At 38.8% G+C, this 26,907-nt stretch carries 29 protein-coding genes and 1 other RNA gene; 21 read left to right on the forward strand and 9 right to left on the reverse strand.

Annotation, left to right across the window (positions count from 1 at the left end):
* Positions 1–169: 169 nt before the first annotated feature.
* The 5 genes from JZO83_RS03665 to JZO83_RS03685 all read left to right on the forward strand — a co-directional run bounded on the left by JZO83_RS03665 (position 170) and on the right by JZO83_RS03685 (position 3,734).
* The gene (locus JZO83_RS03665; protein ID WP_206859137.1) at positions 170–574 is read left to right on the forward strand and encodes a MarR family winged helix-turn-helix transcriptional regulator; all 405 of its coding nucleotides are present in this window, start codon (positions 170–172) and stop codon (positions 572–574) included.
* Between the two features lie 31 nt (positions 575–605).
* Positions 606–1,244, forward strand: coding sequence for a nitroreductase family protein (locus JZO83_RS03670; protein WP_206859135.1), 639 nt, complete (start codon positions 606–608; stop codon positions 1,242–1,244).
* 20 nt (positions 1,245–1,264) lie between these two features.
* A complete protein-coding gene (locus JZO83_RS03675; protein ID WP_206859133.1) occupies positions 1,265–1,552 on the forward strand; it encodes a putative quinol monooxygenase in 288 nt (95 codons plus the stop codon).
* Between the two features lie 203 nt (positions 1,553–1,755).
* Positions 1,756–2,123, forward strand: a transfer-messenger RNA (tmRNA) gene (ssrA, locus tag JZO83_RS03680).
* An 882-nt stretch (positions 2,124–3,005) separates the two neighbouring features.
* Entirely contained in the window at positions 3,006–3,734 is a 729-nt protein-coding gene (locus tag JZO83_RS03685; RefSeq protein WP_207114999.1) for a response regulator transcription factor, read from the forward strand.
* On the opposite strand, the gene citG is transcribed toward JZO83_RS03685, so the two are convergent.
* The 3 genes from citG to JZO83_RS03700 form a co-directional block, all read right to left on the reverse strand.
* Positions 3,689–4,585 (reverse strand): triphosphoribosyl-dephospho-CoA synthase CitG, encoded by an 897-nt coding sequence (gene citG / locus JZO83_RS03690; protein ID WP_206859129.1) that lies wholly within the window; start codon positions 4,583–4,585, stop codon positions 3,689–3,691. The two genes, JZO83_RS03685 and citG, sit on opposite strands and share 46 nt — an antisense overlap.
* Positions 4,578–5,273, reverse strand: coding sequence for a GntR family transcriptional regulator (locus JZO83_RS03695; protein WP_206859127.1), 696 nt, complete (start codon positions 5,271–5,273; stop codon positions 4,578–4,580). Before JZO83_RS03695 ends, citG begins: the two co-directional genes overlap by 8 nt.
* Before the next feature lie 231 nt (positions 5,274–5,504).
* Positions 5,505–6,851, reverse strand: coding sequence for a citrate:proton symporter (locus tag JZO83_RS03700; RefSeq protein ID WP_206859125.1), 1,347 nt, complete (start codon positions 6,849–6,851; stop codon positions 5,505–5,507).
* A 396-nt stretch (positions 6,852–7,247) separates the two neighbouring features.
* Between JZO83_RS03700 and JZO83_RS03705 the strand changes: the two genes are divergently transcribed.
* From JZO83_RS03705 to JZO83_RS03745, 10 genes are read left to right on the forward strand one after another with little or no spacing between them, the layout of a single operon-like run.
* Positions 7,248–7,571 carry a hypothetical protein gene (locus JZO83_RS03705; RefSeq protein ID WP_206859123.1) on the forward strand — a complete coding sequence of 108 codons (324 nt, stop codon included), beginning with the start codon at positions 7,248–7,250 and terminating at the stop codon, positions 7,569–7,571.
* A gap of 20 nt (positions 7,572–7,591) precedes the next feature.
* Positions 7,592–7,987, forward strand: coding sequence for an acetyl-CoA carboxylase biotin carboxyl carrier protein subunit (locus JZO83_RS03710; protein WP_206859121.1), 396 nt, complete (start codon positions 7,592–7,594; stop codon positions 7,985–7,987).
* A 59-nt stretch (positions 7,988–8,046) separates the two neighbouring features.
* Positions 8,047–9,162 (forward strand): sodium ion-translocating decarboxylase subunit beta, encoded by a 1,116-nt coding sequence (locus JZO83_RS03715; RefSeq protein ID WP_207115000.1) that lies wholly within the window; start codon positions 8,047–8,049, stop codon positions 9,160–9,162.
* 15 nt (positions 9,163–9,177) lie between these two features.
* Positions 9,178–9,303 carry an OadG-related small transporter subunit gene (locus tag JZO83_RS14465; protein ID WP_277989388.1) on the forward strand — a complete coding sequence of 42 codons (126 nt, stop codon included), beginning with the start codon at positions 9,178–9,180 and terminating at the stop codon, positions 9,301–9,303.
* Positions 9,304–9,318: 15 nt separating this feature from the next.
* The gene (citC, locus tag JZO83_RS03720; RefSeq protein WP_206859116.1) at positions 9,319–10,317 is read left to right on the forward strand and encodes a [citrate (pro-3S)-lyase] ligase; all 999 of its coding nucleotides are present in this window, start codon (positions 9,319–9,321) and stop codon (positions 10,315–10,317) included.
* Positions 10,318–10,323: 6 nt separating this feature from the next.
* Positions 10,324–10,632, forward strand: a complete 309-nt coding sequence (citD, locus tag JZO83_RS03725) for a citrate lyase acyl carrier protein (protein ID WP_206859112.1) — start codon at positions 10,324–10,326, stop codon at positions 10,630–10,632.
* On the forward strand, positions 10,620–11,507 hold the full coding sequence (citE, locus tag JZO83_RS03730; protein WP_206859105.1) for a citrate (pro-3S)-lyase subunit beta: 888 nt from the start codon (positions 10,620–10,622) through the stop codon (positions 11,505–11,507). Before citD ends, citE begins: the two co-directional genes overlap by 13 nt.
* 2 nt (positions 11,508–11,509) lie before the next feature.
* Complete coding sequence (gene citF / locus JZO83_RS03735) at positions 11,510–13,042, forward strand: citrate lyase subunit alpha (protein WP_206859103.1); 1,533 nt, start codon at positions 11,510–11,512, stop codon at positions 13,040–13,042.
* Positions 13,035–13,574 carry a citrate lyase holo-[acyl-carrier protein] synthase gene (gene citX, locus JZO83_RS03740; protein WP_207115001.1) on the forward strand — a complete coding sequence of 180 codons (540 nt, stop codon included), beginning with the start codon at positions 13,035–13,037 and terminating at the stop codon, positions 13,572–13,574. Before citF ends, citX begins: the two co-directional genes overlap by 8 nt.
* Positions 13,575–14,969, forward strand: a complete 1,395-nt coding sequence (locus JZO83_RS03745) for an oxaloacetate decarboxylase subunit alpha (RefSeq protein ID WP_206859101.1) — start codon at positions 13,575–13,577, stop codon at positions 14,967–14,969. It abuts the gene before it with no gap.
* Between the two features lie 260 nt (positions 14,970–15,229).
* Here JZO83_RS03745 and pepG1 read toward each other — a convergent pair whose 3' ends face one another.
* Together pepG1 and JZO83_RS03755 are read right to left on the reverse strand one after the other, a co-directional pair.
* On the reverse strand, positions 15,230–15,373 hold the full coding sequence (gene pepG1 / locus JZO83_RS03750) for a type I toxin-antitoxin system toxin PepG1 (protein ID WP_206859099.1): 144 nt from the start codon (positions 15,371–15,373) through the stop codon (positions 15,230–15,232).
* Positions 15,374–15,546: 173 nt separating this feature from the next.
* Entirely contained in the window at positions 15,547–16,320 is a 774-nt protein-coding gene (locus JZO83_RS03755; RefSeq protein ID WP_207115002.1) for a Cof-type HAD-IIB family hydrolase, read from the reverse strand.
* Between the two features lie 142 nt (positions 16,321–16,462).
* On the opposite strand from JZO83_RS03755, the gene JZO83_RS03760 reads away from it, so the two are divergent.
* From JZO83_RS03760 to JZO83_RS03770, 3 genes are read left to right on the forward strand one after another with little or no spacing between them, the layout of a single operon-like run.
* Positions 16,463–16,813 carry an SdpI family protein gene (locus tag JZO83_RS03760; RefSeq protein ID WP_206859096.1) on the forward strand — a complete coding sequence of 117 codons (351 nt, stop codon included), beginning with the start codon at positions 16,463–16,465 and terminating at the stop codon, positions 16,811–16,813.
* Positions 16,794–17,510, forward strand: a complete 717-nt coding sequence (locus JZO83_RS03765; RefSeq protein ID WP_206859094.1) for a response regulator transcription factor — start codon at positions 16,794–16,796, stop codon at positions 17,508–17,510. Before JZO83_RS03760 ends, JZO83_RS03765 begins: the two co-directional genes overlap by 20 nt.
* Complete coding sequence (locus tag JZO83_RS03770; protein ID WP_206859092.1) at positions 17,510–18,952, forward strand: HAMP domain-containing sensor histidine kinase; 1,443 nt, start codon at positions 17,510–17,512, stop codon at positions 18,950–18,952. Before JZO83_RS03765 ends, JZO83_RS03770 begins: the two co-directional genes overlap by 1 nt.
* A gap of 68 nt (positions 18,953–19,020) precedes the next feature.
* On the opposite strand, the gene JZO83_RS03775 is transcribed toward JZO83_RS03770, so the two are convergent.
* The 3 genes from JZO83_RS03775 to JZO83_RS03785 all read right to left on the reverse strand — a co-directional run bounded on the left by JZO83_RS03775 (position 19,021) and on the right by JZO83_RS03785 (position 22,699).
* Positions 19,021–19,533 carry a hypothetical protein gene (locus JZO83_RS03775; protein WP_206859091.1) on the reverse strand — a complete coding sequence of 171 codons (513 nt, stop codon included), beginning with the start codon at positions 19,531–19,533 and terminating at the stop codon, positions 19,021–19,023.
* On the reverse strand, positions 19,520–20,248 hold the full coding sequence (locus JZO83_RS03780) for a hypothetical protein (RefSeq protein WP_206859089.1): 729 nt from the start codon (positions 20,246–20,248) through the stop codon (positions 19,520–19,522). Before JZO83_RS03780 ends, JZO83_RS03775 begins: the two co-directional genes overlap by 14 nt.
* A 303-nt stretch (positions 20,249–20,551) precedes the next feature.
* Complete coding sequence (locus JZO83_RS03785) at positions 20,552–22,699, reverse strand: LTA synthase family protein (RefSeq protein WP_207115003.1); 2,148 nt, start codon at positions 22,697–22,699, stop codon at positions 20,552–20,554.
* A 301-nt stretch (positions 22,700–23,000) separates the two neighbouring features.
* Here JZO83_RS03785 and JZO83_RS03790 point away from each other — a divergent pair, with 301 nt between their 5' ends.
* The 3 genes from JZO83_RS03790 to ybaK are packed head-to-tail and all read left to right on the forward strand — an operon-like array spanning position 23,001 to position 25,447.
* Complete coding sequence (locus JZO83_RS03790; protein ID WP_207115004.1) at positions 23,001–24,170, forward strand: class I SAM-dependent rRNA methyltransferase; 1,170 nt, start codon at positions 23,001–23,003, stop codon at positions 24,168–24,170.
* A gap of 15 nt (positions 24,171–24,185) precedes the next feature.
* A complete protein-coding gene (aroD, locus tag JZO83_RS03795; RefSeq protein WP_207115005.1) occupies positions 24,186–24,941 on the forward strand; it encodes a type I 3-dehydroquinate dehydratase in 756 nt (251 codons plus the stop codon).
* 20 nt (positions 24,942–24,961) lie between these two features.
* Positions 24,962–25,447: a Cys-tRNA(Pro) deacylase gene (gene ybaK, locus JZO83_RS03800; protein ID WP_207115006.1), complete on the forward strand. Its 486-nt coding sequence runs from the start codon at positions 24,962–24,964 to the stop codon at positions 25,445–25,447.
* Positions 25,448–25,555: 108 nt separating this feature from the next.
* Here the strand turns inward: ybaK and JZO83_RS03805 are convergent, their stop codons facing one another.
* On the reverse strand, positions 25,556–26,815 hold the full coding sequence (locus JZO83_RS03805) for an NAD(P)/FAD-dependent oxidoreductase (RefSeq protein ID WP_207115007.1): 1,260 nt from the start codon (positions 26,813–26,815) through the stop codon (positions 25,556–25,558).
* Positions 26,816–26,907 lie beyond the last annotated feature (92 nt).

The following is a 26,907-nucleotide window of genomic DNA, read 5'->3' on the forward strand; positions in this document are numbered from 1 at the left end:
GTTTTATTTTTTAGATCGATTCTGCTTCCAACGTTTATTTGATTTTGAGGAGCACGTCAAATGTTATCACAGATACTTATTTTTCTTTTTACTTTACAAAAGTAAGGAAATGATTTATATTATTGACAAGTCAATAATTGATTAGTCAATGATAGTAGGAGGCAATAATATGGAGCTGAGAAAGTTAAGTCAATTGCTTTATCAGATAAAGATCATCAGTCAAGAAGGAACCGCATTATTTGAGAAGGAAACTGGTTTTAGTTTAACGAGATACGAGATCTTGATGTTCTTACAAGAAAACGGAGAATGTTTGCAAAACAAGTTACAGAGCGATTTAAAAATCGATTTGGCAGCTATTTCACGTCACCTTAAAATTTTAGAGCAAAAAGGATATGTGATTAGAAAAAGAAACGAAAACAATAATCGCGAAGTATTTGTTTCCTTATCAGATAAAGCAGTAAATGAATTGACAGCGTGTGAAAGAAATCATCAAGAATCAGATGACTCCTTGTGTGTTTCCCTATCAGATGAAGAAATCGATCAACTGACTAAATTACTGGATAAATTATACTAAAAATCAAATTGAAGAAAGAAGCGGTTAAGTAATGAATAAAACTTTAGCAAACAATGATTTTTCAGATATCGTCTTTGGCAGAAAGTCGATTCGTGTTTACGATGAAAATGTGAAGATCCCTCACGAAGAAATGTTGGAAATGATCCAAGAAGCAACAACAGCTCCATCTTCTGTCAATTTACAACCTTGGCGTTTTGTAGTAGTTGAAAGTGACGAAGCAAAAGCAAAATTGAAACCATTGATCCGCTTTAATACAAAACAAAACGACACTTCATCTGCCATGGTCTTGATTTTTGGTGATATGAACTGCTACGAGTACGGAGAAGAGATTTATGATCAAGCAGTAGAAGAAGGCAAAATGCCCGCAGAAGTTCGTGACGAACAACTAGCAGCAATCATTCCTTACTACAAAAACTTCACACGCGAACAAATGAATGACGTAGTGAAAATCGATTCTAGCTTAGCGGCGATGCAATTTATGCTAACTGCACGCAGCCATGGGTATGACACGAATCCAATCGGCGGTTTTGAAGCAGATCAATTGGCCGAAGCTTTTGATTTAGACAAAGAACGTTATGTACCTGTGATGATCTTATCAGTCGGTAAAGCAGTCGATCAAGGATATGAATCTGTTCGTTTAGCTTCAGAAAAAATCACTTCTTTCAAATAGAAAGAAAAGGAGACTGACAAATGATCATCATCAATGCGAAATTTACCATTACAGAAGCAAAACGCGCTGAATTTTTAGAAGAAGTCACACAATTGATCGAAGCCACTCGAAAAGAAGACGGCTGCTTGAGTTATGAATTGTATGAGTCAACCGAGCAAGTCAATGTATTTACGATGGTGGAAAACTGGCGTGATGAACAAGCAATCGAAGGACATAACCAAAGCCCATTATTGCAACAGTTGTTCAAAAATATGCCAGAATATGCAGAAAAAGAAACAGTATTGAATGTTGCAAAAACAATTGCCTAAAACAAGTGATTGTTTAAGGTAGAAAGAACGTTCACTTTAAGAGGGAGCATGAAAAGTCCATTGTCTATTCAAACCTTAGGCTTTTCTTGTTTGCCTCAAGAAGTGAATGGACTACTTGAAGAGCAAACATCCATATTGAAAAAAATGAAATATATGGTATACTATATAAGTATCTTGAAAATACCGTAACCCATTTTTATTAAGGGGACGTTACGGATTCGACAGGCACAGTTCGAGCTTGAATTGCGTTTCGTAGGTTACGTCTACGCTAAAACGTTACAGTTAAATATAACTGCTAAAAACGAAAACAACTCTTACGCTTTAGCTGCCTAAAAACAGTTAGCGTAGATCCTCTCGGCATCGCCCATGTGCTCGAGTAAGGGTCCTAACTTTAGTGGGATACGTTTCAACTTTCCGTCTGTAAGTTGAAAAAGAGAACATCAGACTAGCGATACAGACTGCCTGTCACTCGGCAAGCTGTAAAGCGAACTTCTAAATGAGTTGACTATGAACGTAGATTTTTAAGTGGCGATGTGTTTGGACGCGGGTTCGACTCCCGCCGTCTCCATTCGGAGAAACCATTTAAGTAGCAAAAACACTGTTGTACCAACGATTTTATAGTGTTCTTGCTACATTTTTTTTGTTTTGACTCCGGTTTTGACTACGCTTTTCAGAAAAACATGAGTAGGGATATGAATAGTCGTTTGGATATTTGAATGACCTAAGCGTACTTGTATTTCTCATATGTTCTCCAGCCTAGAATAATAACGAGTTTCGGGAATTTTATTTTAAGTAGTTAGCATTGACTATGCCATATATATAGAAAAAATTCTCAAAAAAAATAGTATGAAAAATTTATTTATCTATTGATTTACACTATTTGCTATGATATACATTATTTAGTGAAGGGCGCTATGCCTAGGAAGATAGTCACATTTCATAGATTTATGGAGTGGGGCTATTTTTCTGTAATAAGCTTTTTTTAGGAGTGATTCAGAATGTTTTTAATGTAATATTCTTTGCTTTTAAAACTCTTGATTAGGTTCGCTTCATTAGTCGCGTTTAATTCTATATTAGAATGAATTAGTGTACATAAAATTAAACATACTAAAAATAGTGGGTAAAATATTCTGATCACTATTTTTAGTATGTTTTTCCTTTTAAAGTTTTAACAGGGTCAAAATGTACTTTGCTTAATGATAGATGTTTATAGTTGGTATGATTCTAAAACCATAAAGTAATTTATTATAAAGGACTCGTCTATCCACAAGATAAAAAATGTTTTTTTATTGTATTTTCTTTTTTACGGTCGGAAATTCGAAGTTTCTTTGCGTATAATAGAACTGAAAGATGATTTGTGATGTTGTGATCAATTGGTTTTTCGATCAAATAGTAATGACAAGAGTGTGAGATTTTTATAGTTCTAAAGATGTACCCGATAGGAGGAAAGAAAATGAGAAGTGAAAAGATTTTAGCAATCGATGAGGATCTAACGTTTAGAAGAATGATTTGGAAGGCTTTGCAACCAACAGGCGTATTGATCTATCAAAGTGATTCTGTTGAAAAAACGTTAGATATCATGTCTAGAGTGACTTTTGATCTCTATCTTTTAGATATTCGATTAGCCCATCAGACGGACGGCTATCATATTGTTCAATTGATTCGTGAAAAGGATCTGCTCTCGCCAATCGTCTTTTTTACTGAACATAAAAATGAAATCGAAATTATCACCGGATTAGAGATGGGAGCGGATTATTACATAACTAAGCCATTCAATCCGACACTTTTAAAGGCACAAGTGATTGCGATTCTTGACCGACATCAGGTGATCAAAGAGGAAATGACCTTATGTAAAAAAAATAAGATCATCGTCGGCGATTTTTGTTTCGATAAGGCTCTTTATCGGCTATATAAAAAGGATACTTGTATTGAATTGTCTTCAAAAAAAATCAAATTGATGCAATTTTTTATGGAAAATCCAGAACAGGTTTTTTCTAAAGAACAAATTTATCAAAGTGTTTGGCATGACAGCGAGATGGATGCGAATACCCTTATGGTTTTTATCAATCACTTGCGTAGTAAAATCGAGGATGATCCGAAAAATGTCCAGTACCTCAAAACAGTTCGTGGGCTTGGTTACATTTTTTTGCCTTCTGGCAGAGAGAGTAGTCCTTCTAATTGAGCGAAAAACATACCTAATGAAAGTAAATCTGCTGAGCCGCCAGGACTGAGGTTGCGTTCGATCAGTCGTTGATCATAATTAGTTAATTCATCAAGTAGTTGTTTCGTCGAAAGGTCTGCTTGATGGATTTTTTTTGTTTCTTGTTTTACTTGTTGCCACGCCTGAATACCTCCGCGATGAACTAAGTTTCCATCTTCGATCTCACTCATCAACAATACTAATGCACGTAAAAATAGTTCATCTGATGTGTCATATTTTGTTGAACGCAGGTATGGAAGGAGAAGTGAAGTAAGGCTAGGGTAGCTCTGTGATGCTTCGCCTCGAATACCAGAAAGACCGTACGTTAAAAAAAGTTTTTCGCCATGCGTTTTTTGTTTTTTTCGGGTTAGATCTTGAAAATCTTCTTGGATCAAATGATGAGTCAATTCACCAGTTACGTGTAAAATTTTTTGGGTCTGTTCAGCGTTTAACGGGAGCTTTTGAATAAACTGTTGTTGCAATTGCCAGCCGATAGCGCCCAATATAACTGCAAAAGAGAAATTCGCACCTTTATGTGTATTCACGCCATTCGTTGCAACAAGCATCATTTTTTCTGCTTGATAGCCGATCGTTCGTAGACGTTCAAATAACCTTTTCTTGCTCCCTTTATGCTGAAGCCCAACTTCAAGATATTTTGAGAAAAAGGGAGATAACGCTTGAATACTCGTTTGAAACGTCTGAAAATCCATATCGTTATGCGCACCTTTTGAAAATGGATCGACTAAGCCTGGTTTTGGACTTAATGTGACTTCGTATTGTAAAGCGTGTTTTGCAGCAAGTGCAATTGAAGGTACCAATTCGTGATCAGTCAATTTTTCTACGCTCCATTTCAGCTAAAATAAATTGCAAAGAACGATCAAGATGTTCGTGTGTGATCAAAGTGATTTGCTCTACATTTTTCGTTTGCATGCCACGATAGATGAGCCAGTGTTCTTCAAGGGCTTTATCTCTACGTCTGGATGAACGAATGGCGATATCACGAAAATAAACTAAGTAAGCTTGTAACTCTAGTACGATAGATTTTAAACGGAGCATCTGGCTTTTTTCATAAATGAAAGTATTGAAGTCCGAGAAATTCTGTAGGACTTTTTCTGTTTGGTCCGCTTGATTATAACGTTCTCCTTGTAACAACAGCTCTTTCAACTCGGAGAAGTCTTCTTTTGTCATTTGGTTCATGGCCTTGATCGTGGCAAGTGTATCTAAAGATTTGCGGATGTCATAGATTTCGTAAGCGTCTTTTATGCGGATACCTTTCACAACGATGCCGATTTTAGGCACATGTTGAACCAACTTTTCATTGACTAATTGTTTCATGGCTAAGCGAATGGGTGTCCGGCTGATATTTAGTTCTTCTGCTAAAACTTTTTCGTTGATCCGTGTATTTGCAGGGATATCCCCTAGAATGATCGTTTTACGAAAAGCTTCATAAATAAGCACGTTCAATGTCTTATTTTGAGTTAGATCCAAATTTTTGCGTAATGCTTCAACAACCTCATTCATTTTTTTCTCCCCATTTCTACTTTTGCTATTAAATCATCCAATTAATTAATAAGTTTATCATGTTTTGTCGTTCGCCTTATAAAAACGAATGAAAAAAGTGAGTGACTTTTGTTTGATCAATCGGAATAAAGTGTATGGTGTAATACCGCCTATGAAAAACTCCGTATCAGTGAAAAGATCGAATCGCTTATTTTCAGTTGTTACGGAGTCTTTCTCAGAACGGATTTTTTTTTATTGTGGGATATAAAACGGCATATGTCCTAAAAGGATAATTGTGATGATAAAAATAATAAAAATACCTAAGGCATATTTTCCGGCTTCTCTTTGCCATTTTCCCATATCCAATCCAGTCAAACGTAGTAGAAGGTAGATAAAAGCAACTAATGGACTTAGCAAGTGGAAGGCTTGACCCATCAAAGAGGCAAGGGCCATTTGCATATTCGTGAATCCATAAGTATGACCAGCTTCTGCTAAGACTGGCAATACCCCAAAGTAAAAGCCATCATTTGAAATAAAGAAGGTACCTGGTGCTGAAATCAAAGCGATAACCAATCCCCAGAAGCCGGCTAATTGTTTTGGAATGAGATACGTAAAACTGTTTGCTAATGCTTCTGCCATTCCAGATCCTTGGAACAAGCCCATGAACACACCGGCTGCAAAAACTAAAATTACAACTTGGACGGCATCACCACCATTTGCACCGATCCGTGCTGATTGATCTTTAAGAATGGGGTAATTTACCATCAAAGCAATACAAGTCCCTACTAAAAATAGGAGAAGTGGAGGCAAGGCGATCGAAGAGATAAACGAGCTAGCCACTAGCCAAGCAATCAGTGCGATCGTAAGTATTCCATTGAAAATAAAATTCTTAGGACGGCGTATTTTTGCTGTTTCAGGATCGGTGATCTTAGTGATCTCTTCGATTTCTTCATTGGATAATTGAGTGATACCTAAACGAGTCCGTTCTTGTTTCCCCATTCGGCGGGCAACAAAAAAGATGACATAAAGTAGAGATAAGATCATTCCAGGCGCTAAGTAAGACAAAATATCCGCATCAACTTCTAAGACAGCCATTGCTCGAGCGGTTGGTCCGCCCCAAGGCAATAGATTCATGATCGTATTTTGCAGAATGATCAATACCCCTAGGTTCATCATTTTCATGTTCAACTTTTTGTAGATAGGAATAAAGGCAGAGCAACAAATCAACGTGGTCGTTGTTCCATCACCATTCAAGGAGACGGTGGCAGCGACAATCGCGGTTGCCATCAAGACTTTCATTGGATCGCCTTTAGCAAAATAGATCATTTTCTTTGTGATTGGATCAAATAGTCCGGCATCTAACATGATCGAAAAATATAAAATGGCAAATAATAGCATGATTCCTGTATTTGAAGTTGTTTTGATTCCTTCTAATACAAAATCGCCAATATTTCCTTTCTTTGAAGCACCGGAAATCATTGCAACTAAAGTAAACAAAAGTGGAATAACCACTAGAGAGGTAAATGGAGACATTTTCTTTTTCATGATGACATACATAAAAATAATGATCATCGCATAAGATAAAACGGTTAGTAGCATATTCTTCTCCTTTTCTGATTGCATCATTTGTAAGCGTTATCAAAATCAAGTGGATAGAAAACCCTTCAAAGGATAGAAAGAATGGTGTTTTCTATCATCGACGTCGTCTTGACGACTCTAGGATAAGCAATATTTTAAAAGGATGATAGGTTTAGGGATGAAAAAGAACATGAAAAAAACAATTTGGTCTAGTTAATCTTAGCGTATGCTTAACCGTACCTTAACAGAACATTAATTCAATGAAAAAGCTTTTGTATCAATGATTCTCGTGCTTTTTATTCCTGTTTTTAGAAAAAGAAACAACAAAAAAACAATCTTATTTCATTTTGGAAAACAAAATTGGTTCAATCCTCCTATAATGAAAATAAGGATAGAAAGAAGAAAGGAGCAAGAAGTATGGGGCTGTTTAAAAAACGTTTCAACAAGCAGCAACAAGCAATAAAGACTTCCTCTTCGATGGTGGAAGAGAGGAACAAAGAAGAAACAGATGAAATGATAGCGGTTCCTGCATATATTGATGTTTCGCCAGCAGATATTGAACGTGTCAGCGTGATAGCTGCAAGTTTAGCAGCGGAACATTATCCAGCAAGTCGCTTTGTCATAAAAAAAATTAAGCAACGAAATCCAGAAATGGTCTTGGTTTCGCTAATTGCTGCGGCTGTGGGAGCAGAAGCTCATCCTCATAGTCAATTCGTGATACGAAAAATAACCAAAAAATAAATTATTTTGGAGGAGAAAAAATGTTGCGGAAGTTCAAAATCTCAATTGATGGAAAAGAATATTTAGTGGAAATGGAAGAAATCGGAGAAGGCACACAAACACGTCCAGTTCCTATGGTTGAACGTGCCACTCCAGTTGAAACCGTAGTGCCGACGAAGGAATCACCTAAAGAACCGGAAGTGAAATCCTCAGTTGCAGCCGGAGCGGATGCGATGGCTTCCCCGATGCCGGGAACGATTTCTCGCGTACTAGTTTCAATCGGTGAGGTGGTAGAAGTCAATCAACCGTTGATGATCTTAGAAGCAATGAAAATGGAAAATGAGATCGTTGCTGGTAAAGCCGGCAAAGTGACTGGTATCCATATTGGGCAAGGTGAGATGGTGAATCCTGGTGATCCACTTATCACGATCAGTTAAGAAAGTATCGTTTAAAAGCAGAGTGGCTCACTCTAGATTAGGTAAAGGAAGTGACATGTGTGGAAACACTTATTGAAGGAGTTATTGGAATGGGGCAAGAGCCGGGTCGGATCGTGATGATGTTGATTGGCGGCGTCCTCATGTATCTTGGGATCAAAAAAGAATATGAACCGACGTTGCTTGTTCCAATGGGGTTAGGTACGATTTTAGTCAATTTTCCCAATTCAGGGGTTCTAAGTGCTGGTGGCGAGGCAGGAGCATTCCAAATATTGTTTGATATGGGAATCACAACGGAGCTGTTTCCACTTTTATTATTCATCGGGATCGGTGCGATGATCGATTTTGGCCCATTGTTACAAAATCCGTTTTTATTACTCTTTGGAGCGGCTGCCCAGTTTGGGATTTTCTTTACGATCATTGTAGCCATCCTATTAGGATTTGATATGAATGATGCGGCTTCCATCGGGATCATCGGAGCAGCAGATGGGCCAACATCCATTTTTGTCGCGAATACGTTGAACTCCAAATATATGGGGGCCATCATGGTGGCTGCCTATTCGTATATGGCGTTAGTACCGATCATCCAGCCGGTAGCGATCAAAGCTGTAACAACAAGAAAAGAACGGCAGATCCGCATGACTTATCGGGCAGGAGAAGTATCGCAAACAGCAAAAATCCTGTTTCCCTTAGTGATCTCGGTCGTCGCCGGTTTGATTGCACCTGTTTCTTTGCCATTAGTCGGTTTTTTGATGTTTGGTAATTTGTTACGGGAGTGTGGAGTATTGGAACGTCTGTCGATCACTGCCCAAAACGAGTTGGTGAATCTTATCAGTATTTTATTGGGGATATCCATTTCGGTCAAAATGCAGTATGAAGAATTTTTACAGATTGATACCTTGATGGTCATTGGGTTAGGGCTAGTTGCTTTTATTATGGATTCGATCGGTGGCGTGTTGTTTGCGAAACTATTGAATTTATTCCGAAAAGAGAAAATCAATCCAATGATCGGAGCAGCAGGAATCTCAGCATTTCCAATGTCTAGTCGGGTCATACAGAAAATGGCGACAGAAGAAGATCCACAGAACTTCATCTTGATGCACGCCGCTGGGGCCAATGTGTCTGGTCAGATTGCTTCAGTGATTGCCGGTGGCTTATTGCTCGCCTTGTTGGTCTAAGAAAGGAGAAAGACAATGTCTGCAGAATTAATCAAATCGCTTGAACTACTAGTTTTAGGATGGGGTGGGGTTTTCGTTGTTATCTTGATCATCTATTTCGCTTCGATGCTCTTGAGCCGGTTGTTTCCAGTACGAAAATAAAAGAAGGGTTTGATCATGTATAAAATAAAACGATTATGGTTGGAAAAAGATCAGCATGCATATCAGCAATGGCTCGCACTAGTTACACAAGCGGATCTTGCCATCGATGAAAAAGTTGACTATACAGTCGGGATCTATAAAGAAGAACAACTGATCGCAACCGGTTCGTATGAAAGAAATATCTTGAAATATTTGGTTGTGGAGAAAACATATCAATCAGAAAATCTATTAACAAAAATCGTTCAGGAATTGATCGATCATTTGTCTGAAGAAAATCGGAGACATTTCTTTGTCTACACTAGCCCAGGTAATCAAACATTTTTTCGAGCGCTGGGATTGAAAGAAATCATTGCCACAGCAACCATTTTGTTTATGGAATATGGGACACCGGATTTTCATGACTATCTTGGCATGTTGAAGAAAAAAAAGAAGGAAGGAACAGGATGTGGGATTGTGATGAATGCGAATCCTTTTACAAAAGGTCACCAATACTTGGTTGAATGTGCATCAAAAAAAGCAGATCAAGTCTATCTTTTCGTCTTATCAGAAGATCGCTCAGAATTTTCCTTTGACGACCGCTTGGAGATGGTCAAGCAAGGGGTGGCACATTTAACTAATGTGACGATCTTACCAACAGAAGATTATCTGATTTCTTCCGCCACATTTCCTGCATATTTTTTAAAAGACCATGCCACAGAAAAAGCAACAATCGCGCAAGCTACGCTAGACGCACAGCTTTTTAAAGAAAAAATTGCACCAATATTAGCAATCGAAAGCCGACTTGTCGGTGAAGAACCTTATTCTAAGGTGACAGAAATCTATAACGAAACCTTAAAGAAGGTGTTTGGAGAATCACTTTCCCTGATCATTATCCCGAGAAAACGCATAAAAAATGAAGCAATCAGCGCAACAAAAATCCGACGCGCTTTAAAAGAAGCGGATGATGAGACATTACAAGTATATTTGCCCGCTTCAACTTATAACTATATCAAGAACCATATACAACAGAGGTGATTAAACATGGAAATATACCAAAGTGCAGTTGCTGGCACGATTGAATCAAGCGATATCATGATCACGATCGATCCAAAGGAAGATAAAGGGATTGAACTTTCTTTGACAAGCAGTGTCGAAAAACAATTTGGCCAACAAATCAGAAAAGTCATTATGGATACGTTGCAAGATTTAGGTATCGAAAGAGTGAAGGTGACGGCTACCGATAAAGGCGCACTTGATTGCACGATTCGTGCCAGAACCGTGGCAGCCGTTTATCGCGCAGCAAAACAAGAGCGTTATGATTGGAAGGAGATCGGTTCATGGAACGTTTAAGGAGAACGATGATGTTTGTCCCGGGTGCAAATGCAGCCATGCTTAGAGATGCCCCATTGTATGGTGCAGATTCCATCATGTTTGATTTAGAAGATGCTGTATCTTTGAAAGAAAAGGATTCGGCACGTTTGCTCGTTTATTTTGCATTAAAAACATTTGATTACAACAAAGTAGAAACAGTCGTTCGAATCAATCCATTGTCTGCTGGAGGCGATCAAGACATTGAAGCAATGATTTTGGCTGGAATCAATGTGATTCGACTCCCGAAAACAGAAACAGCGCAAGATATCGTCGATGTTGATCAAGTCATTACTGCGGTCGAAGAAGCGAATCAAATGCCAGTTGGGACGACAAAAATGATGGCCGCGATCGAGTCCGCAGAAGGTGTGTTGAATGCTAGAGAGATCGCTCATGCCTCTAGTCGTTTAGTGGGGATCGCATTAGGGGCAGAAGATTATGTCACCAATATGAAAACGCAACGATATCCCGATGGACAAGAACTATTTTTTGCTCGTAATATGATTCTTCATTCAGCGAGAGCTGCTGGTATTGCGGCGATCGATACAGTCTATTCCGATGTAGAAAATGTTGAAGGGTTTCAAAAAGAAGTGAGTCTGATCAAACAATTGGGCTTTGATGGGAAGTCAGTGATCAATCCGCGTCAGATTCCTTTCGTCCATGCGATGTATGAACCAACAGAAAAAGAAATCCAAGCGGCCAAAGAAGTGATCTGGGGCATTCAAGAAGCGGAAGCAAAAGGCTCAGGTGTGATTTCTGTCAATGGCAAGATGGTCGATAAACCGATCGTTGAGCGAGCGGAAAGAGTGATTGCTCTCGCAAAAGCAGCAAAATTGATCAGAGAGGAGCAAATCTAAGGATGGTTGTAAATAAAGTTGGCAAAGAGATTCCACAAACAGTAGCGGAAAATCATCTTCTATACGAAGGTGAGTTAACGCATGTTGAAACATACAAAGAAGCCAGTCGGAAAATTAAACCTGTATTGCCAAATGAGAAAAAAATCGTTGGGAGTCTCAAGGAAGCCATTGAAAAAACTGGTTTGAAAGATGGCATGACGATTTCTTTTCATCATCATTTCCGTGAAGGGGACTTTGTGTTAAATATGGTTATGGAAGAAATCGCACAGATGGGGATCAAAGACCTTACGATTGCACCAAGCTCAATAGCCAATGTCCATGAACCCTTGATCGAGCATATCAAAAATGGGGTAGTAACTGGTATTACCACAAGTGGCTTACGGGACAAAGTAGGGGCTGCCATTTCAGAAGGTGTGATGGAAAAACCAGTAGTCATTCGTTCACATGGCGGAAGAGCGCGAGCTATTGCAACAGGTGATCTGCCTATCGATGTCGCTTTTTTAGGCGCTCCAAGTTCTGATGAATACGGAAATGCGAATGGAACTGCTGGAAAAGCCACTTGTGGCTCATTAGGCTATGCCATGATCGATGCAAAATATGCAGATCAAGTCGTCATCCTCACAGATACTTTGGTGGATTTTCCCAATACGCCTATCAGTATTGCGCAGACGGATGTCGATTATGTCGTGAAAGTTGAAGCAATAGGTGACCCTGAAGGGATTGCGAAAGGGGCGACCCGCTTTACCAAAAATCCGAAAGAACTGTTGATCGCGGAATATGCTGCAAAAGTCATCACTCACTCGCCGTATTATCAGCAAGGCTTCTCTTTCCAAACTGGCACAGGTGGCGCTGCACTGGCAGTGACTCGCTTTTTGCGAGAAGCAATGCTCAAAGATCAAATGACCGCTAGTTTTGTATTAGGTGGAATTACAAATGCAATGGCAGAATTATTGGAGGAAGGGCTAGTTGAAAAAATCATTGATGTCCAAGATTTCGATCATTTATCCGCCATTTCTTTAGGAGAAAATAGCAAGCACTATGAAATCGATGCGAGTATGTATGCTTCACCGGCAAGTAAAGGCGCAATGGTGAATCAGCTAGATACAGCAATCTTGTCTGCCTTGGAGATCGATACAGATTACAACGTCAATGTGATGACCGGCTCAGATGGTGTGATTCGCGGTGCGGTGGGTGGTCATCCAGATACAAGCAAAGGCTGCAAAATGAGTCTGGTGATCACCCCGCTGATTCGTGGACGAATACCGACTGTCGTGGATCATGTCAATACAGTTGTGACTCCCGGAACGAGCATCGATGTACTCGTCACAGAAGTAGGGATCGCAATCAATCCTAAACGCCAAGATCTGATTGACTATTTCAAGGAAGTAGATATTCCTAAGTATACGATTGACGAACTGAAACAAAAAGCATACGACATCGTTGGAGAACCATCACCGATCCAGTATGGCGAAAAAGTCGTTGCTTTAGTTGAGTATCGTGATGGTACCTTGATCGACGTGGTCAGAAATGTTTAGCATGTTATTTGACGGCCCAACAGTAACGCATGAAGAAATTCTTCATGCAAAAGAAGTACGGGCGAATATCCAAAAAAATTTATTAAAAGCAAATCCACAAGCGGTATTGCTTTCAGCAACCATGAATATACCGGGGCCTGTCAAAACGTCAGAAGAAATCGCACAAGTATTTCATGTGATGATCGATGCTGTCGAAAAAAGTGTTTCAGAGGTCAGACCATTGGTTCATTTATATCGCAAGAAAAAAACGGGTTACGAGTATTTTTTAGTTCTTCCATTAGGAAAAGAGACACTAAAAAAACGCATGATCGAACTTGAAGAAACTTGTCTTTTTGGGCGACTCGTAGATCTAGACGTTCTTTTTTGGGAAGAAGGACAGCTTCAACCAGTCAGTCGTGACATGCTGGGTTATAAGCAACGGACGTGTTTCATTTGTTCCGAAGAAGCTAAAGTATGTAGCCGTCAACAGAAACATCCATTCCAAGAAATACGTAACCATATCCAACAACTCGTTGAGAAAGGAAGGGAGTAAATGGGGAAAAAAATCCAAATGATGGAAACTGTCTTGCGTGATGGTCAACAGAGTTTGATTGCTACAAGAATGACTACAGCAGACATGTTGCCGATTTTGACCACGCTAGATGAAGCAGGTTATCATTCATTAGAGATGTGGGGAGGTGCAACCTTTGATGCTTGCTTACGTTACTTGAATGAAGACCCTTGGGAACGCTTGCGTCTGATTCGCTCACAAGTAAAAAATACAAAACTGCAAATGTTACTGCGTGGACAAAATCTACTTGGCTATAAAAATTACGCAGATGATGTAGTAAGAGAATTTGTCGAAAAATCGATCGAAAATGGGATCGACATTATTCGTGTTTTTGACGCATTGAATGATGTCCGTAATTTACAAACATCGATCGTGACAGCCAAAGAAGCTGGTGGACATTGCCAAACAGCCATTTCTTACACGACCAGTGAGATCCACACAATCGATTATTTTGTTAAATTAGCAAAAGAAATGGCTGCTACAGGTGCCGATTCTTTATGTATCAAAGATATGGCAGGAGTACTAACACCACAAACAGGGTATGAATTGATCAGTCGGATCAAGGATGCTGTCCCATTACCTTTAGAAGTCCATACGCACGCCACAAGTGGTATCGCCGAAATGACGTATTTAAAAGTGGTAGAAGCAGGAGCAGATATCATCGATACAGCGATCTCTTCTTTTGCCGGTGGCACGAGCCAACCTGCAACGGAATCAATGGCTTTGGTCCTTGCAGAGATGGGCTATGATACAGGATTAGACATGAAAAAGATCACAGAAATAGCAGAATACTTTAATCCGCTAAGAGATCGTTTTCGAAACGAAGGGATGTTAAATCCCAAAGTAAAGGATATCGAACCCAAAACGTTGATTTACCAAGTCCCTGGAGGTATGTTATCGAATCTTTTGAGCCAACTAACCGAACAAGGACTACAAGATAAATATGAGGAAGTATTAGCAGAAGTACCAAAAGTTCGATCAGATCTTGGGTTTCCACCACTTGTCACCCCATTATCTCAAATGGTAGGAACACAGGCCTTGATGAATGTGATTTCTGGTGACCGCTACAAGCTCGTCCCAACTGAAATCAAAGAATACGTCCGTGGACTATATGGCCGTCCGCCAGCACCGATTGCTGAAGAGATCAAACAAAAAATCATCGGAGAAGACGAAGTACTCACTGTACGACCCGCCGATTTATTGGCACCACAATTGCCTCAATTCGAAAAAGAAATCAGCGACTATGCAAAATCAACAGAAGATCTTTTGAGTTATGCGTTATTCCCTCAGCAAGCCAAAGATTTCTTAGGACGTCGCGAAGATCGGTTTTATGACGTACCACTGCAAACGGTTGAAGTGATGATCGACATCGATTGATGACAATACAAGTATTTAAGTTTTAAAGGTTGATAAGAGATAGTAAAAATAAAGGTGATTATTTGTCACTTGAGAGATGTTGACTAGATCAAATTTCCAACCATGTGTTTAGATAACAATGGCTGAATCGTCCGTGCTATGCTATAATAAAGATGAAAAAAGGAACTGCGTCAACAGTTCCTTTTGACAGCACCGCTAAAGACGGTGGCAAAGCTTTAACTTATTTCAGTAGAAATAGTCGTCCTCCGCTAAAGTGACGGCTATTTCGTTTTGTCGTTTTTAAGCAGTTCCACAACCAAACTGATCAAAGCAATGGTAAACATACCGAAAGCTACGATCGTTTGAATTGTCTCATATGCAGACAAAAGGTTTCTCCTTTCATAGATTTCTGTACTTATTTCCATAAGCACCACCACCTTCCAGAAGTCACCACCGTCATTAAACTTTACTGTCAAAAAAAGTATAGCACAATGCCCTAGTTAGAGTCCTTGAACTTTAGATAATAACTAGGGCTTTTTTATGAGATTCAGTTATTTAGATGGAATATCGAAATAGCTAGTTGTGCTATAACAGACGATCAAATCAAGTCAAAATGCTTCAATGCGTGAACGATTCCGCCCTCAGTATTTTTCTTTGTAATGAACGTGGCAATTTCTTTCAACTCATCATACGCATTGCCCATTGCGATTTTATGATCACAAGCTTGAAGCAAAGCGAAGTCATTAGGGCCATCACCAAAACCAAAAGTTGGAATGTTTTCTAAGTTTAAGGTTTCTTTCAATCGTTTGACACCAGCACCTTTTGAAATACCTTTTTTAACTGTATCGATCGAATACGGACTATTGCGGTAAAAAGTCAATTCTGGAAAATGTTCATGATAGTATTCGTCGCCTGATTCTGAAAGGATCAACAACATATTGATCGGATGATCTTGAAAAGCCGAAGGATCGATCGGCGGGACATCTGAATGGATAAAGCCATAAGCTTTTCTCATAGTCTCCGTGTGATGTGTACTCCAAATATTATCTCGGTTATAAAAACAAAGTGCATGGCCTTGCTCTTCGATATGGTCACGCATTTTTTGACATTCTTCCTTAGAAAAACGAACAGAATAGATTTCTTCTCCCTCAACACTGATACACGATCCGTTCATTGTTGCAGCAGAGGTGATACCCGCATCACGCATGATTTGTCTGATTTCCATTTCTGTACGTCCTGTAGCGATAACAGGAAGGATATCATTGTCTTTTAGCGCTTGAATGGCTGCGGCGATCCCAGGAGTGATTTTAGAATTTCCATCTAGTAAAGTCCCATCGAGATCAAAAAATGTGATTGCTTTATAGTTTGTCACAAATAAAACTCCTTTTTCAATTGAATACCCTTATCTTATCAAAGAATGAACAAAAGACAAACGTTTCGTGAAGAATTACTGAACTTATTGGTTCAACAAACATTTTAGAGTATACTATAGACAGAGATTGGGGAGTGAAATAATGATTTTTTTAACAGTAGGTGCCTTTTTAACCTTAATAGGTCTCTTATTTTTGATTTTACCTTCTAAAGGTAACTTGCCTTTATACGGTTATCATTCAGAACGTGCTGCTAAATCTGACGCACATTGGCAGATCGCCCAACGAACGAGCGGAAAATATTTCTTTCTTTTTGGTTTATTGATGACTCTGATCGGGTACTGGTTGAAAGCGACAGGCCATACAAATTTTTTCATTATTGAAATGTTGGTCTTAGTTTTTCCAATCATGCCGATTTTTATATTAACAGAAAAGAAATTACAAACTTACGATTTGGAAAATGGAGGAGACGAGCATGAACATTTTAATGATTGAAGATAATCAATCCGTATCTGAAATGATGCAGATGTTTTTTTTGAATGAAGGTTGGGAAGCAACCTTTAAATATGATGGAAAAGAAGGATTAGATGCGTTTTTAGAAAATCCACAGCACTGGGATATGGTCACGTTAGATCTGAATCTACCGACAATGGATGGCATGATGGTTGGACGAGAAATCCGCAAAGTATCTAGTACTGTACCGATCATTATGTTGACTGCCCGTGATTCTGAAAGTGATCAAGTGATCGGTTTAGAAATGGGGGCAGATGATTACGTCACGAAACCTTTTAGCCCATTAACATTGATTGCCCGTATGAAGGCCTTACACCGCCGCAGTGAGTTAGTGGAAACGAAAGAAGAAAGTACCTTATCTGATCAACACTTTGATATCCAAACCGATCATTTCAAAATGAATACGAAAACACGTGAAGCTTATTTGAACAACAAGCCGATCGATGGTTTGACACCTAAAGAATTCGATCTTTTATTTACATTAGCAAAAAAACCAAGACAAGTTTTTTCAAGAGAACAGTTATTGGAACTAGTTTGGGATTACCAATACTTTGGGGATGAACGAACTGTCGATGCACATATCAAAAAACTGCGTCAAAAAATTGAGAAAGTAGGCCCACAAGTGATCCAAACAGTCTGGGGCGTAGGCTATAAATTTGATGATTCAGGTGTTGCCTGATGCGTTATTTATATCAACAACTACTTGCCTTTTGTGGGATGATCGCCATGATCATCTTGATCGTCGGCATTTCTTTTACCCAATTGACGAAGCAGACGATCGAAGAAAATAATTACCAACAACTCTTTGGCTATGCTGAATCAGTGGAAAAAACGACGCAAACTTTTGCAGATACGTTTTCTCAATTCAATCAAGATCAGGCATTCCAAAATGCCTTGGAATTGACCGAACAAGTGTTGACGGAACAAAATGTCAACTTTATCTTTATTGATAAGTATGAGCGTGTCATCTATCCAACCGCTGGCGTTTACTTAAATTTTACGATCACCGCCAATCAATGGGAAAGCTTGAAAAATGGCCGACAAGTCAAGTTCACCTCCAATAAAAATATTGCAGGAGAAAATCAAGCCACCTCATATGCGTTGGTTCCTTTTAACTTGAACCATGAATTTTATGGAGGACTGGTCGTCAGCCAACCTGCAAGAAACATCGATAATAGTGTGCGCTCAGTGACCTTGAATCTATTTAAAGGGTTCATTTTCTCAAGTATTATTGCCATCATTGCCAGCTATGCGTTTGCTGCGTTCCAAGTGAAACGGATCAATCGATTGAGAAATGCCACCAAAGAGGTGACAAACGGCAATTTTGATGTGCAGTTACCAGTCAACGACAAAGATGAATTTGATGAGTTAGCAGACGATTTCAATAAGATGACGAATTCCCTGAAAGAGTCACGTGCAGAAATCGAAGAACAAGAAAATCGTCGCCGGCAATTCATGGCAGATGCGTCTCATGAGATGCGGACGCCATTAACAACGATCAATGGCTTGTTGGAAGGTTTAGAGTATAATGCCATCCCAGAAAATCAACGAGACAATGCTATCAAGTTGATGAAGAACGAGACCGAACGTCTTATTCGTTTAGTCAATGAGAATCTAGATTATGAAAAAATCAGAACGAATCAAATCAGTATGGTCATCAAGAAATTTGATGGCACAGAAACTTTGAAAAATATCGTTGCCCAATTGGAATCAAAAGCAGAAGCTGCGGGCAACCAATTGATTTTAGAAGCACCAGAGCAATTAGATGTATATGCTGATTATGATCGTTTTGTGCAAATCATGGTCAACATTATCCAAAATGCGATCCAATTCACTGAAAATGGAACGATCACGGTCACTTTAGAAAAAGGGTATCTTGAAACGATCATCAAAGTGACTGATACAGGGATCGGCATGTCAGAACAACAAATGAAAAGTATATGGGATCGCTATTACAAAGTCGATCCATCTAGAAAAAATACCAAATACGGTGAGTCTGGGTTAGGCTTACCAATCGTCCAACAATTAGTTCGACTGCATAAAGGAAAGCTTGATGTCACGAGCGAGTTAGGCAAAGGAACGACCTTTACTGTCAAACTACCAGATGTGGAGATCGAATAACTGAACAACAAAAAAACGCTAAGGCAAGAATCTTGCTTTAGCGTTTTTGCTTGAAAGAGAATCAAATTTTAACTTGCTTCTTTACAAAAGTTGACATATGGACTTTCCGCAATCGAGAGATCGTGTGTCAATAAAAGGATAGAAAAAGAAAACTCGTTGACTAGATCACATAAATGGACTAAGAGATCTTGGATTTCAGTAATCGAAAGATCATCGATAGGATCTTCAATGATCAAATTCGTTTTCTCAGCAAGGATCGCGTGCATAAGTTGTAATTTGATTTTTTCAAATGTATTTAATTCATCCACTGCTTTTTTTAAGCAAGAGGAGTCGATCATCAGCTTGCTTTGAATATCTTCCTGTTTGGACTTCTTTTGTTTTTCAGAGATATCTAAAAATACTTGTTCCTTTAAATTGAGGTAAGGGAAGAAGGGCCAGTTTTTTTGAACGATCATCACATCTGTACGTTCAGAAGTAAGGAGTTGCTCTTTTATCTCTGAAAAAATCAGTTGCTGCTCGGCTTTAGAACCAAGCAAAACAGTAAAACCGTTAAACGATATCAGTGAATCATGTGGGTTCATCAATGATCAGCTTCTTTCTTTTTAAAAGTCGATTTGAAATCATGAATAGACAGGTACTAAGCAATGTACTAATACTAACTAAACAGATGATCGTCTGCCCAATTCCTTTTAAGGTATCAGTTAAAAAGTTATCGCTAAAAAAATCAATCATAAAAAAAGTGTTTTGGTCAATCGAAATCGATAAACCATTTCCAGATGAAAAGACAGTTGGTAGATTTGGTAATTCGAAGAAATTCAACAAGGTCAAATTGATTTTTTGAAGTAATGTTTGATAGCCATTTTGAAAAGCAAAAACGAGCAAAAGAACAGCAAGACAACTCATGAGTAACGGAATCAACGATTGCCAAAAAATAAAGAAGAACATTTTTGGTTTTGATAGCCCTGCCAATCGCCAATTGATTATTTCCATACGATGCTTATAAAGTGAGTGTAAAAAGAAAAAAAAGAAACACAATGCAAACAGTGCCAGTATACAACTGATTACGATCAGATAGGCTTGTTGAAGCGTTTCTGAAGAAGGTAAATTCTCTTTGACATCAGAAGCATCAAACATCAAGACCCGATCTTGGATTTGTTTGTGTAAAGCTGTTTGTAAATTATATAAGTTAAAGCTGATCAGTAATAATAAAGCAGAAAAGCTTGAAAATAAAGTATACAAAAAAGTTTGTTTTTTGTAATAAAGTAACCGTGCCGTAGAATAACGGATCATATTCATACTTTTCACCTCAAGAATAGTATAAAAAATGAATATGAATAAAGTATGAAATTCATTTAGTGAAAAACCGAAATAAAGAAAGAAGGGGGCGAATCGTTGATTGAAATGACCATAAAATGAACAGAATGATCATCTTACCTGACAGGTTTAAGTAAATTACTTTTCGTTTGGACGATGCCCAATCAAACAAGCGTTTCTTACCAACAGTAGACATTATTTCACACAAAAAAAGCACTTGCAGAAAGAATATTCGCAAGTGCTTTTTTGAGTGATAACAAAGGTATTTGCAATCACGTGATTTCGTTAGTTGTTTTCTACTGAATCATCACTATCCGTCGGTTCTTCGGTATCAGGAACGCCATGAAGATCCTGGAACGTTTTTGATTCGTATAGATTTTGCGTTGTTTGATCATTGTTTTGACTAAAGACGCTTGTTGATTTATCGCCAAGTGCGCGTTCAGCATCATTTAGATGTTGCAAGCCATTCTTGTAATCAAACGTAGAAGTATCAAGTGGTTCTAAACCACTTTCTGTATAGAAACGAAGAAGATCCCCGTTGTTGATTTGGTCTGAAACTGCAAGTTGCTTGCTGACTGCTTCACGCAAAGCAGTGACTTCTGCTTGTTGTTCTTCTGTCATATCTGAAAGCAGTTCGCCAGTTTCTGTTAGATAAACCGCGCCACCGTAGTATGTGTACTTAGGTGAAACAAAATCACCATCACGGAACGCCACTAATTGATTGTTGTCTGGTGAGAACAGGTCTTGACCAAGTTGGATATAATTTTTTGAATCCACGCCTAACAAGTGAAGCAGTGTAGGTAAAGCATCAACTTGTCCACCATACGTATGATTGATCCCGCCTTTTGTTTGTCCTGGAAGATGGATCATGTATGGTACGCGTTGCATCGCTGCATTGTCAAAATTCGTCCAAGTTGAACTTGTTTTACCAACCAACTCAGCTAATGATCTGTTTCTTGAATTAGAAATACCATAATGGTCTCCATACAAGACGATCATTGAGTTTTCATACAAGCCACTTGCTTTTAAATAGTTAAAGAATTCTTCTACTGCTCGGTCTAAATAATTGGCTGTTGCAAAGTACCCATTGATTGTTTCATCATTTGTATTTGCTACTGGGAATCCAGCTTCCTCATTCGTGAATCTTGAATAAGGGAAGTGGTTGGATACAGCAATAAATTTAGAGTAGAACGGTTGTTGCATCCGTTCTAAGTATGGTACTGATTGTTCAAAGAATGGTTTATCATGTAAACCGTATTGGAATGAGTTGTCATCATTCACGTCGTAGTAAGACGCATCAAAGAAGTAATCATAACCAAAACTCTTATATGTTTCATTACGGTTCCAGAATGTACCAGCATTTCCGTGGAATACGGCACTTGTATAACCTTTTGTTTGTTTTAAAATGTTTGGTGCAGCTTCAAATGTATTTTTGCCGCCTAATTGAGTGAACAATGAACCTTGGTTCAAACCGAATAATGAGTTTTCCATCAATGTTTCGGCATCACTTGTTTTTCCTGCTTTTACTTGGTGGAAGAAGTTATCAAAACTAAATGTCTCATTACTATGGAACAAGCTGTTCAAGAAAGGTGTTACTTCATGTTCTACACCATTTTCGTCGGTCAATTTATAATCGATCACAAATTGTTGCAAGCTTTCCAAGTGGATATAGATAACATTTTTACCTTCAGCTAATCCGAATAGGTCTTGGTTTGGTTGCGCATAATGTTCTTTGACATACGTTGCTACTTCTTTCATGTCATTTGGACTTGCTTCTGCGCGTACTTGGTTCGTTTGGTAAGTTTGGATACCGTCATACACCATGAATGCGTTTAGTCCAAGATACTTAACTAAATAATCACGAGAGAAGGTACGTGTCAATAACTCTGGACGATCTGCTTCAGCTAAAAAGAGATTTCCTGAAAAGATCATGATCGCTAAAGTAGAAAAAGCAAACGCCATCCGAGCGCGGATCGGACGTTCATCCATTTTGATTTTTTTCGTTGCTAAAAGGGCAATGATCAGAACGATATCGATCCAATAAAGGACATCATAGGGACGGAACAACCGTATCGCACTTTCTCCTAAACCACTTGCAACTTTTCCTGCGCCTAAAATCGCGTTGATCGTAATAAAATCAGTGAACTCACGATAGTAGATGATGTTAGAAAATAAGAGCAAGGTCAACAAGAAATAGATGACAAGCATCGTGATATACGCTGCTTTCGTTCGTCTAACATATAAGGCAATCCCTAAAAGAAGGATAGTTGTTGCAATTGGGTTGATGAACAAGATGAAGTACTGAATCCCACTGTCAATTCCTAAATGAAACTCAAATAGATAAGTAGCAATTGTTTTGACCCATAACAAAACTGCTAGTAAAGAAAAAAATCCGAGCCTTTTATTTAAAAAAGCGGGTGTTTTTATTTTCAAATTAATCTTCCTTTCTGCACTCTTACATAAAAAAAGAGTGGCATGAAACATACTCACGACTCACATACTCCTCATCATTTTACTAGTAGACCAAAATAGTGTCAATTGAAAGTACAAATCAAGCTTAATAGATTAAGATTTTCTTTAATATCCTTCATTTTTAGATAAACATGCTTTTAGGATGAACCATTATGTACATGATCTTTTTCTGAGGGAAAGTAGGCTCAAGCCAAGGAATCACTAAGACAAGCAGGCTGTTTTTTGTTATACTAAAAGGGAGAATGAAAAAGCAGGTGAGCCAATGAAACTAACAATCAAAAAAAGAGCGGTCAAAAAATTTTTAAAAGGTTACCCATTGATCCAAGAAGAAGATTTAGTTCAAGTGAAACGAACAACAGAATGGGTGGAATTAGTTGATCAACAAGGTAAATTTATAGTAAAAGGCTATTTAGGGAAACAAAACAAAGGGATTGGTTGGATACTAAGTGATCAGGATGAACCATTTGATCAATCCTTTTTTGAACAAAAATTCCATACAGCCCGAGAAAAAAGAACAAGCTTTTTTAACGACGAGCAAACTACGGCTTTTCGCTTGTTCAATGGAGAAGGCGATGGTATCGGTGGCTTGATCATCGACTATTATGATGGGTTTGCTGTCTTTTCTTGGTACAATGAAACCTTATACTTGATTCGTGAAGTTTTACTAAACGCTTTTCAAGCTGCTTATCCTGAAATTGTAGGGGTTTACGAAAAAATTCGTTTTGAAACGACACGATTACCTGAGAGCCAGCATGTGACGGGGGAAGAAGCGAAAGAACCTTTACTCGTCCAAGAAAACGGAGTGACCTATGCCACTTATTTGAATGAAGGACTCATGACAGGGATTTTTCTTGATCAAAAAGAAGTCAGAGGAGCTTTGATCGATGGACTGGCATTAGGAAAATCGGTGTTGAATATGTTTAGTTACACCGGTGCTTTTTCGGTGGCTGCTGCGATGGGCGGAGCAAGAGAAACGACAAGTGTCGATCTCGCGAAACGAAGCTTAAATAAGACACGCGAACAATTTGAGGTCAATGGTTTAACTTCTGATGCACACAAAATCATCGTCATGGATGTCTTTGAATACTTTAAATACGCACAACGAAAAGGGTTTACTTATGACGTGATCATTTTAGATCCGCCAAGCTTTGCACGGAACAAGAAAAAAGTCTTTCGTGTGGCAAAAAATTATGGGGAATTAGTTAGAGATAGCTTGTCGATCTTAGCAGATGAAGGCGTCTTGATTGCCTCAACAAATGCAGCCAATGTATCGATCGATCAATTTCAAGCGATGATCGAAGACGAACTAATCTCTGCGGAGTATGATTATCAAATCAGCGGCGTGTATCGCTTACCTGATGATTTTCAAACCATTGATTCTTTCCCAGAAGGCAATTATTTAAAGGTATTCGTATATGAAATAAAAAAATAGAGAGGGCGTGAAGCAATGTTTCAAGTAAAAGGGGTAAGATTTGGTACCGGACGTCCAAAAGTATGTGCGCCCTTGACTGGCACGACTCGTGAGGATCTTTTAAGAGAAGCGATCCTAGCGAGAGAAGCAGGCGCCGATTTAGCAGAATGGCGACTTGATTGTTATCAAGAAGTCTTTGATCACGAACAATTAAAGGAAACATTAGTATTGATCTATGAGATGCTAGAAGGACTTCCTTTACTTTTGACCTTTCGCACCTTAGAAGAAGGTGGCGCACAAGACATCTCAATCAAAGACTACCACGATCTATATAAATTTCTGATCGATACAGAATTAGTGGATATGCTAGATATTGAGTTGTTCAAAATTGAAAGTATGGATAAAGATCTGCTGCATGATATCCATCGCCGGCAGATCCCACTGGTCATCAGTAGTCATGATTTCAAAGAAACCCCAGCAGATCCAGTTTTGCTGTATCGTTTGAATATGATGGAACATTTTGGTGCAAGTATTGGTAAGATTGCTGTGATGCCAAACAATGAACGAGATGTCCTACGTATGATGGAATTGACTCGTCGCGCCCATTCGTTTGTTTCGATGCCTTTAGTCACAATGTCGATGGGAGAACTCGGCATGGTCTCTCGACTTGCTGGCAACGTGACCGGTTCAGCCATCACATTTGGTGCATTAGATGCGACACGTGCATCGGCACCTGGACAATTACCAGTTAAACAATTAAAAAAAATCATTAGTTTACTCAATGAAAATTAAGCTAGACGAAGGTGAATATTTTGGCAAAAAAGAAACAAGTGAAAACCAATGCGATACGCATGGTCGAACAAAAAAAGATTGCTTATACAGAACATGAATATGCTTGGGATGAAGACCATATCAGCGCCTCATCCGTTGCAAATCAGTTGCCTGGGAGTGAAGACAGGATATTTAAAACATTAGTTGCAGTCGGCAATAACACAGGCCCAATCGTCGCTGTGATCCCTGGAAGCACCGAACTGGATTTAAAGAAACTAGCAAAAGCATCTGGCAATAAAAAAGTGGAGATGCTCCACCTAAAAGATTTAGAAAAAACAACCGGATATATTCGAGGTGGTTGTTCACCAATCGGGATGAAAAAGTTATTTCCTACATTTATTGAAGTACAGGCAAGAGCGTATGATCAAATCATCATTTCTGCTGGAAAACGAGGACTGCAAATAGAGCTAGCTCCAGAAGCCATCGCCGAGTTGACCAATGCAACATTTGTTGATATCAAGAGTTAGAACTAAAAAAAGCAAAACAAATACGGAATGAGCGCCCTTGAAAGGCAAACGACACACGTTGCCTTTCAAAGATGACTACATTCAAGTATTGTTTTGCTTTTTTAGTTATTACCACTGACTTTGCATCGCTGCATGCATCCCGGAAACTCGCCCAGTAGCAAAAGCTGCAGTAATATTAAAGCCGCCCGTATAGCCATTGACATCAAGTAACTCTCCACCAAAGAACAAACCACTCAATCGTTTACTTTCCATCGTTTTCGGGTTGACCTCTTTTAAAGAGACACCGCCACCTGTCACAAAAGATTTCTCGATCGGAAATGTCTTGTGGATCAACATCTCAAAGTTTTTACATAATGCAGCAAACTCCTGAATTTGTTTTTCCGTTGTTTGGCTACCAGTCAACTCCGTCATTTCTAAACGCTCAAGATAGAACTGTAGGAGACGTTCAGGTAGAAAACCACGCCAAGCATTGGCTAGATTCTTTTTAGATTCTTTACTCAACTTTGTTAACTCTTGTACCAGTTCTTGCATAGACTTCGTCGGAAAACAATCTAAAGATACAGTGACAGGCGCTTGTGTTTTTTGTAGTTCGTTGTTGATAAAACTCGAACATCGTAAAGCAGCAGGGCCAGAGATCCCAAAGTGGGTAAATAAAAGATCCATCGTATGTTCCGTGATCACTTTCCCTTTTGGATTCAAGACGCGCAATGTAATATCTTGTAAAGAAAGACCTTGTAACACTTTATCAGCAATAAAAGGCTCCTCAGAGATCAACGGAGATTCTGTTGCATAAAGGGGCGTGACAGTATGCCCCACTTTTTTGACCAACTTATATCCATCACCCGTTGCACCAGTCGATGGATACGTTCGACCACCCGTCGTCAAAATGACACATTTTGCTTTAAATTCATCAAATTCCGTACGTACACCATAGATTTGATTCTCTTTATGAATCAACTTTTCAACACGCTCACCAAAAAACATCGTGACGTTCAATTCATTCAGACGATGAACTAATGCGTCAATGATCGTTTTCGATTTATTCGTCACCGGAAACATTCGTCCGTGATCTTCTTCTTTTAAATGAACCCCTTGTGATTCAAAGAATTCCATGATATCGAAATTGTTCCATTGAGAAAACGTACTATATAAGAATTTACCATTTCCAGGGATATGCGCAATCAAATCATCGACTGGGCGATTATTTGTGACATTACATCGACCGCCACCAGTCATCAATAATTTTTTTCCCGCTTTTTTATTTTTTTCGATCAACAGGACTTTCGCACCATACTCCGCCGCACTAATTGCAGCCATCATGCCACTTGTTCCTGCACCAACAACAATCACGTCATAAGTTTTTTCCATTTTCTCACCTCACAGAGAGTGTAGCATATTTGACGACGATTCGCAGAAAATGTTTTGACCTATGATTGAAATAAGCTAAAATAAAGTCAGAA

This window comes from Enterococcus sp. DIV1298c (assembly GCF_017316315.1).
In the GTDB taxonomy this organism is placed as follows: domain Bacteria; phylum Bacillota; class Bacilli; order Lactobacillales; family Enterococcaceae; genus Enterococcus_B; species Enterococcus_B mangumiae.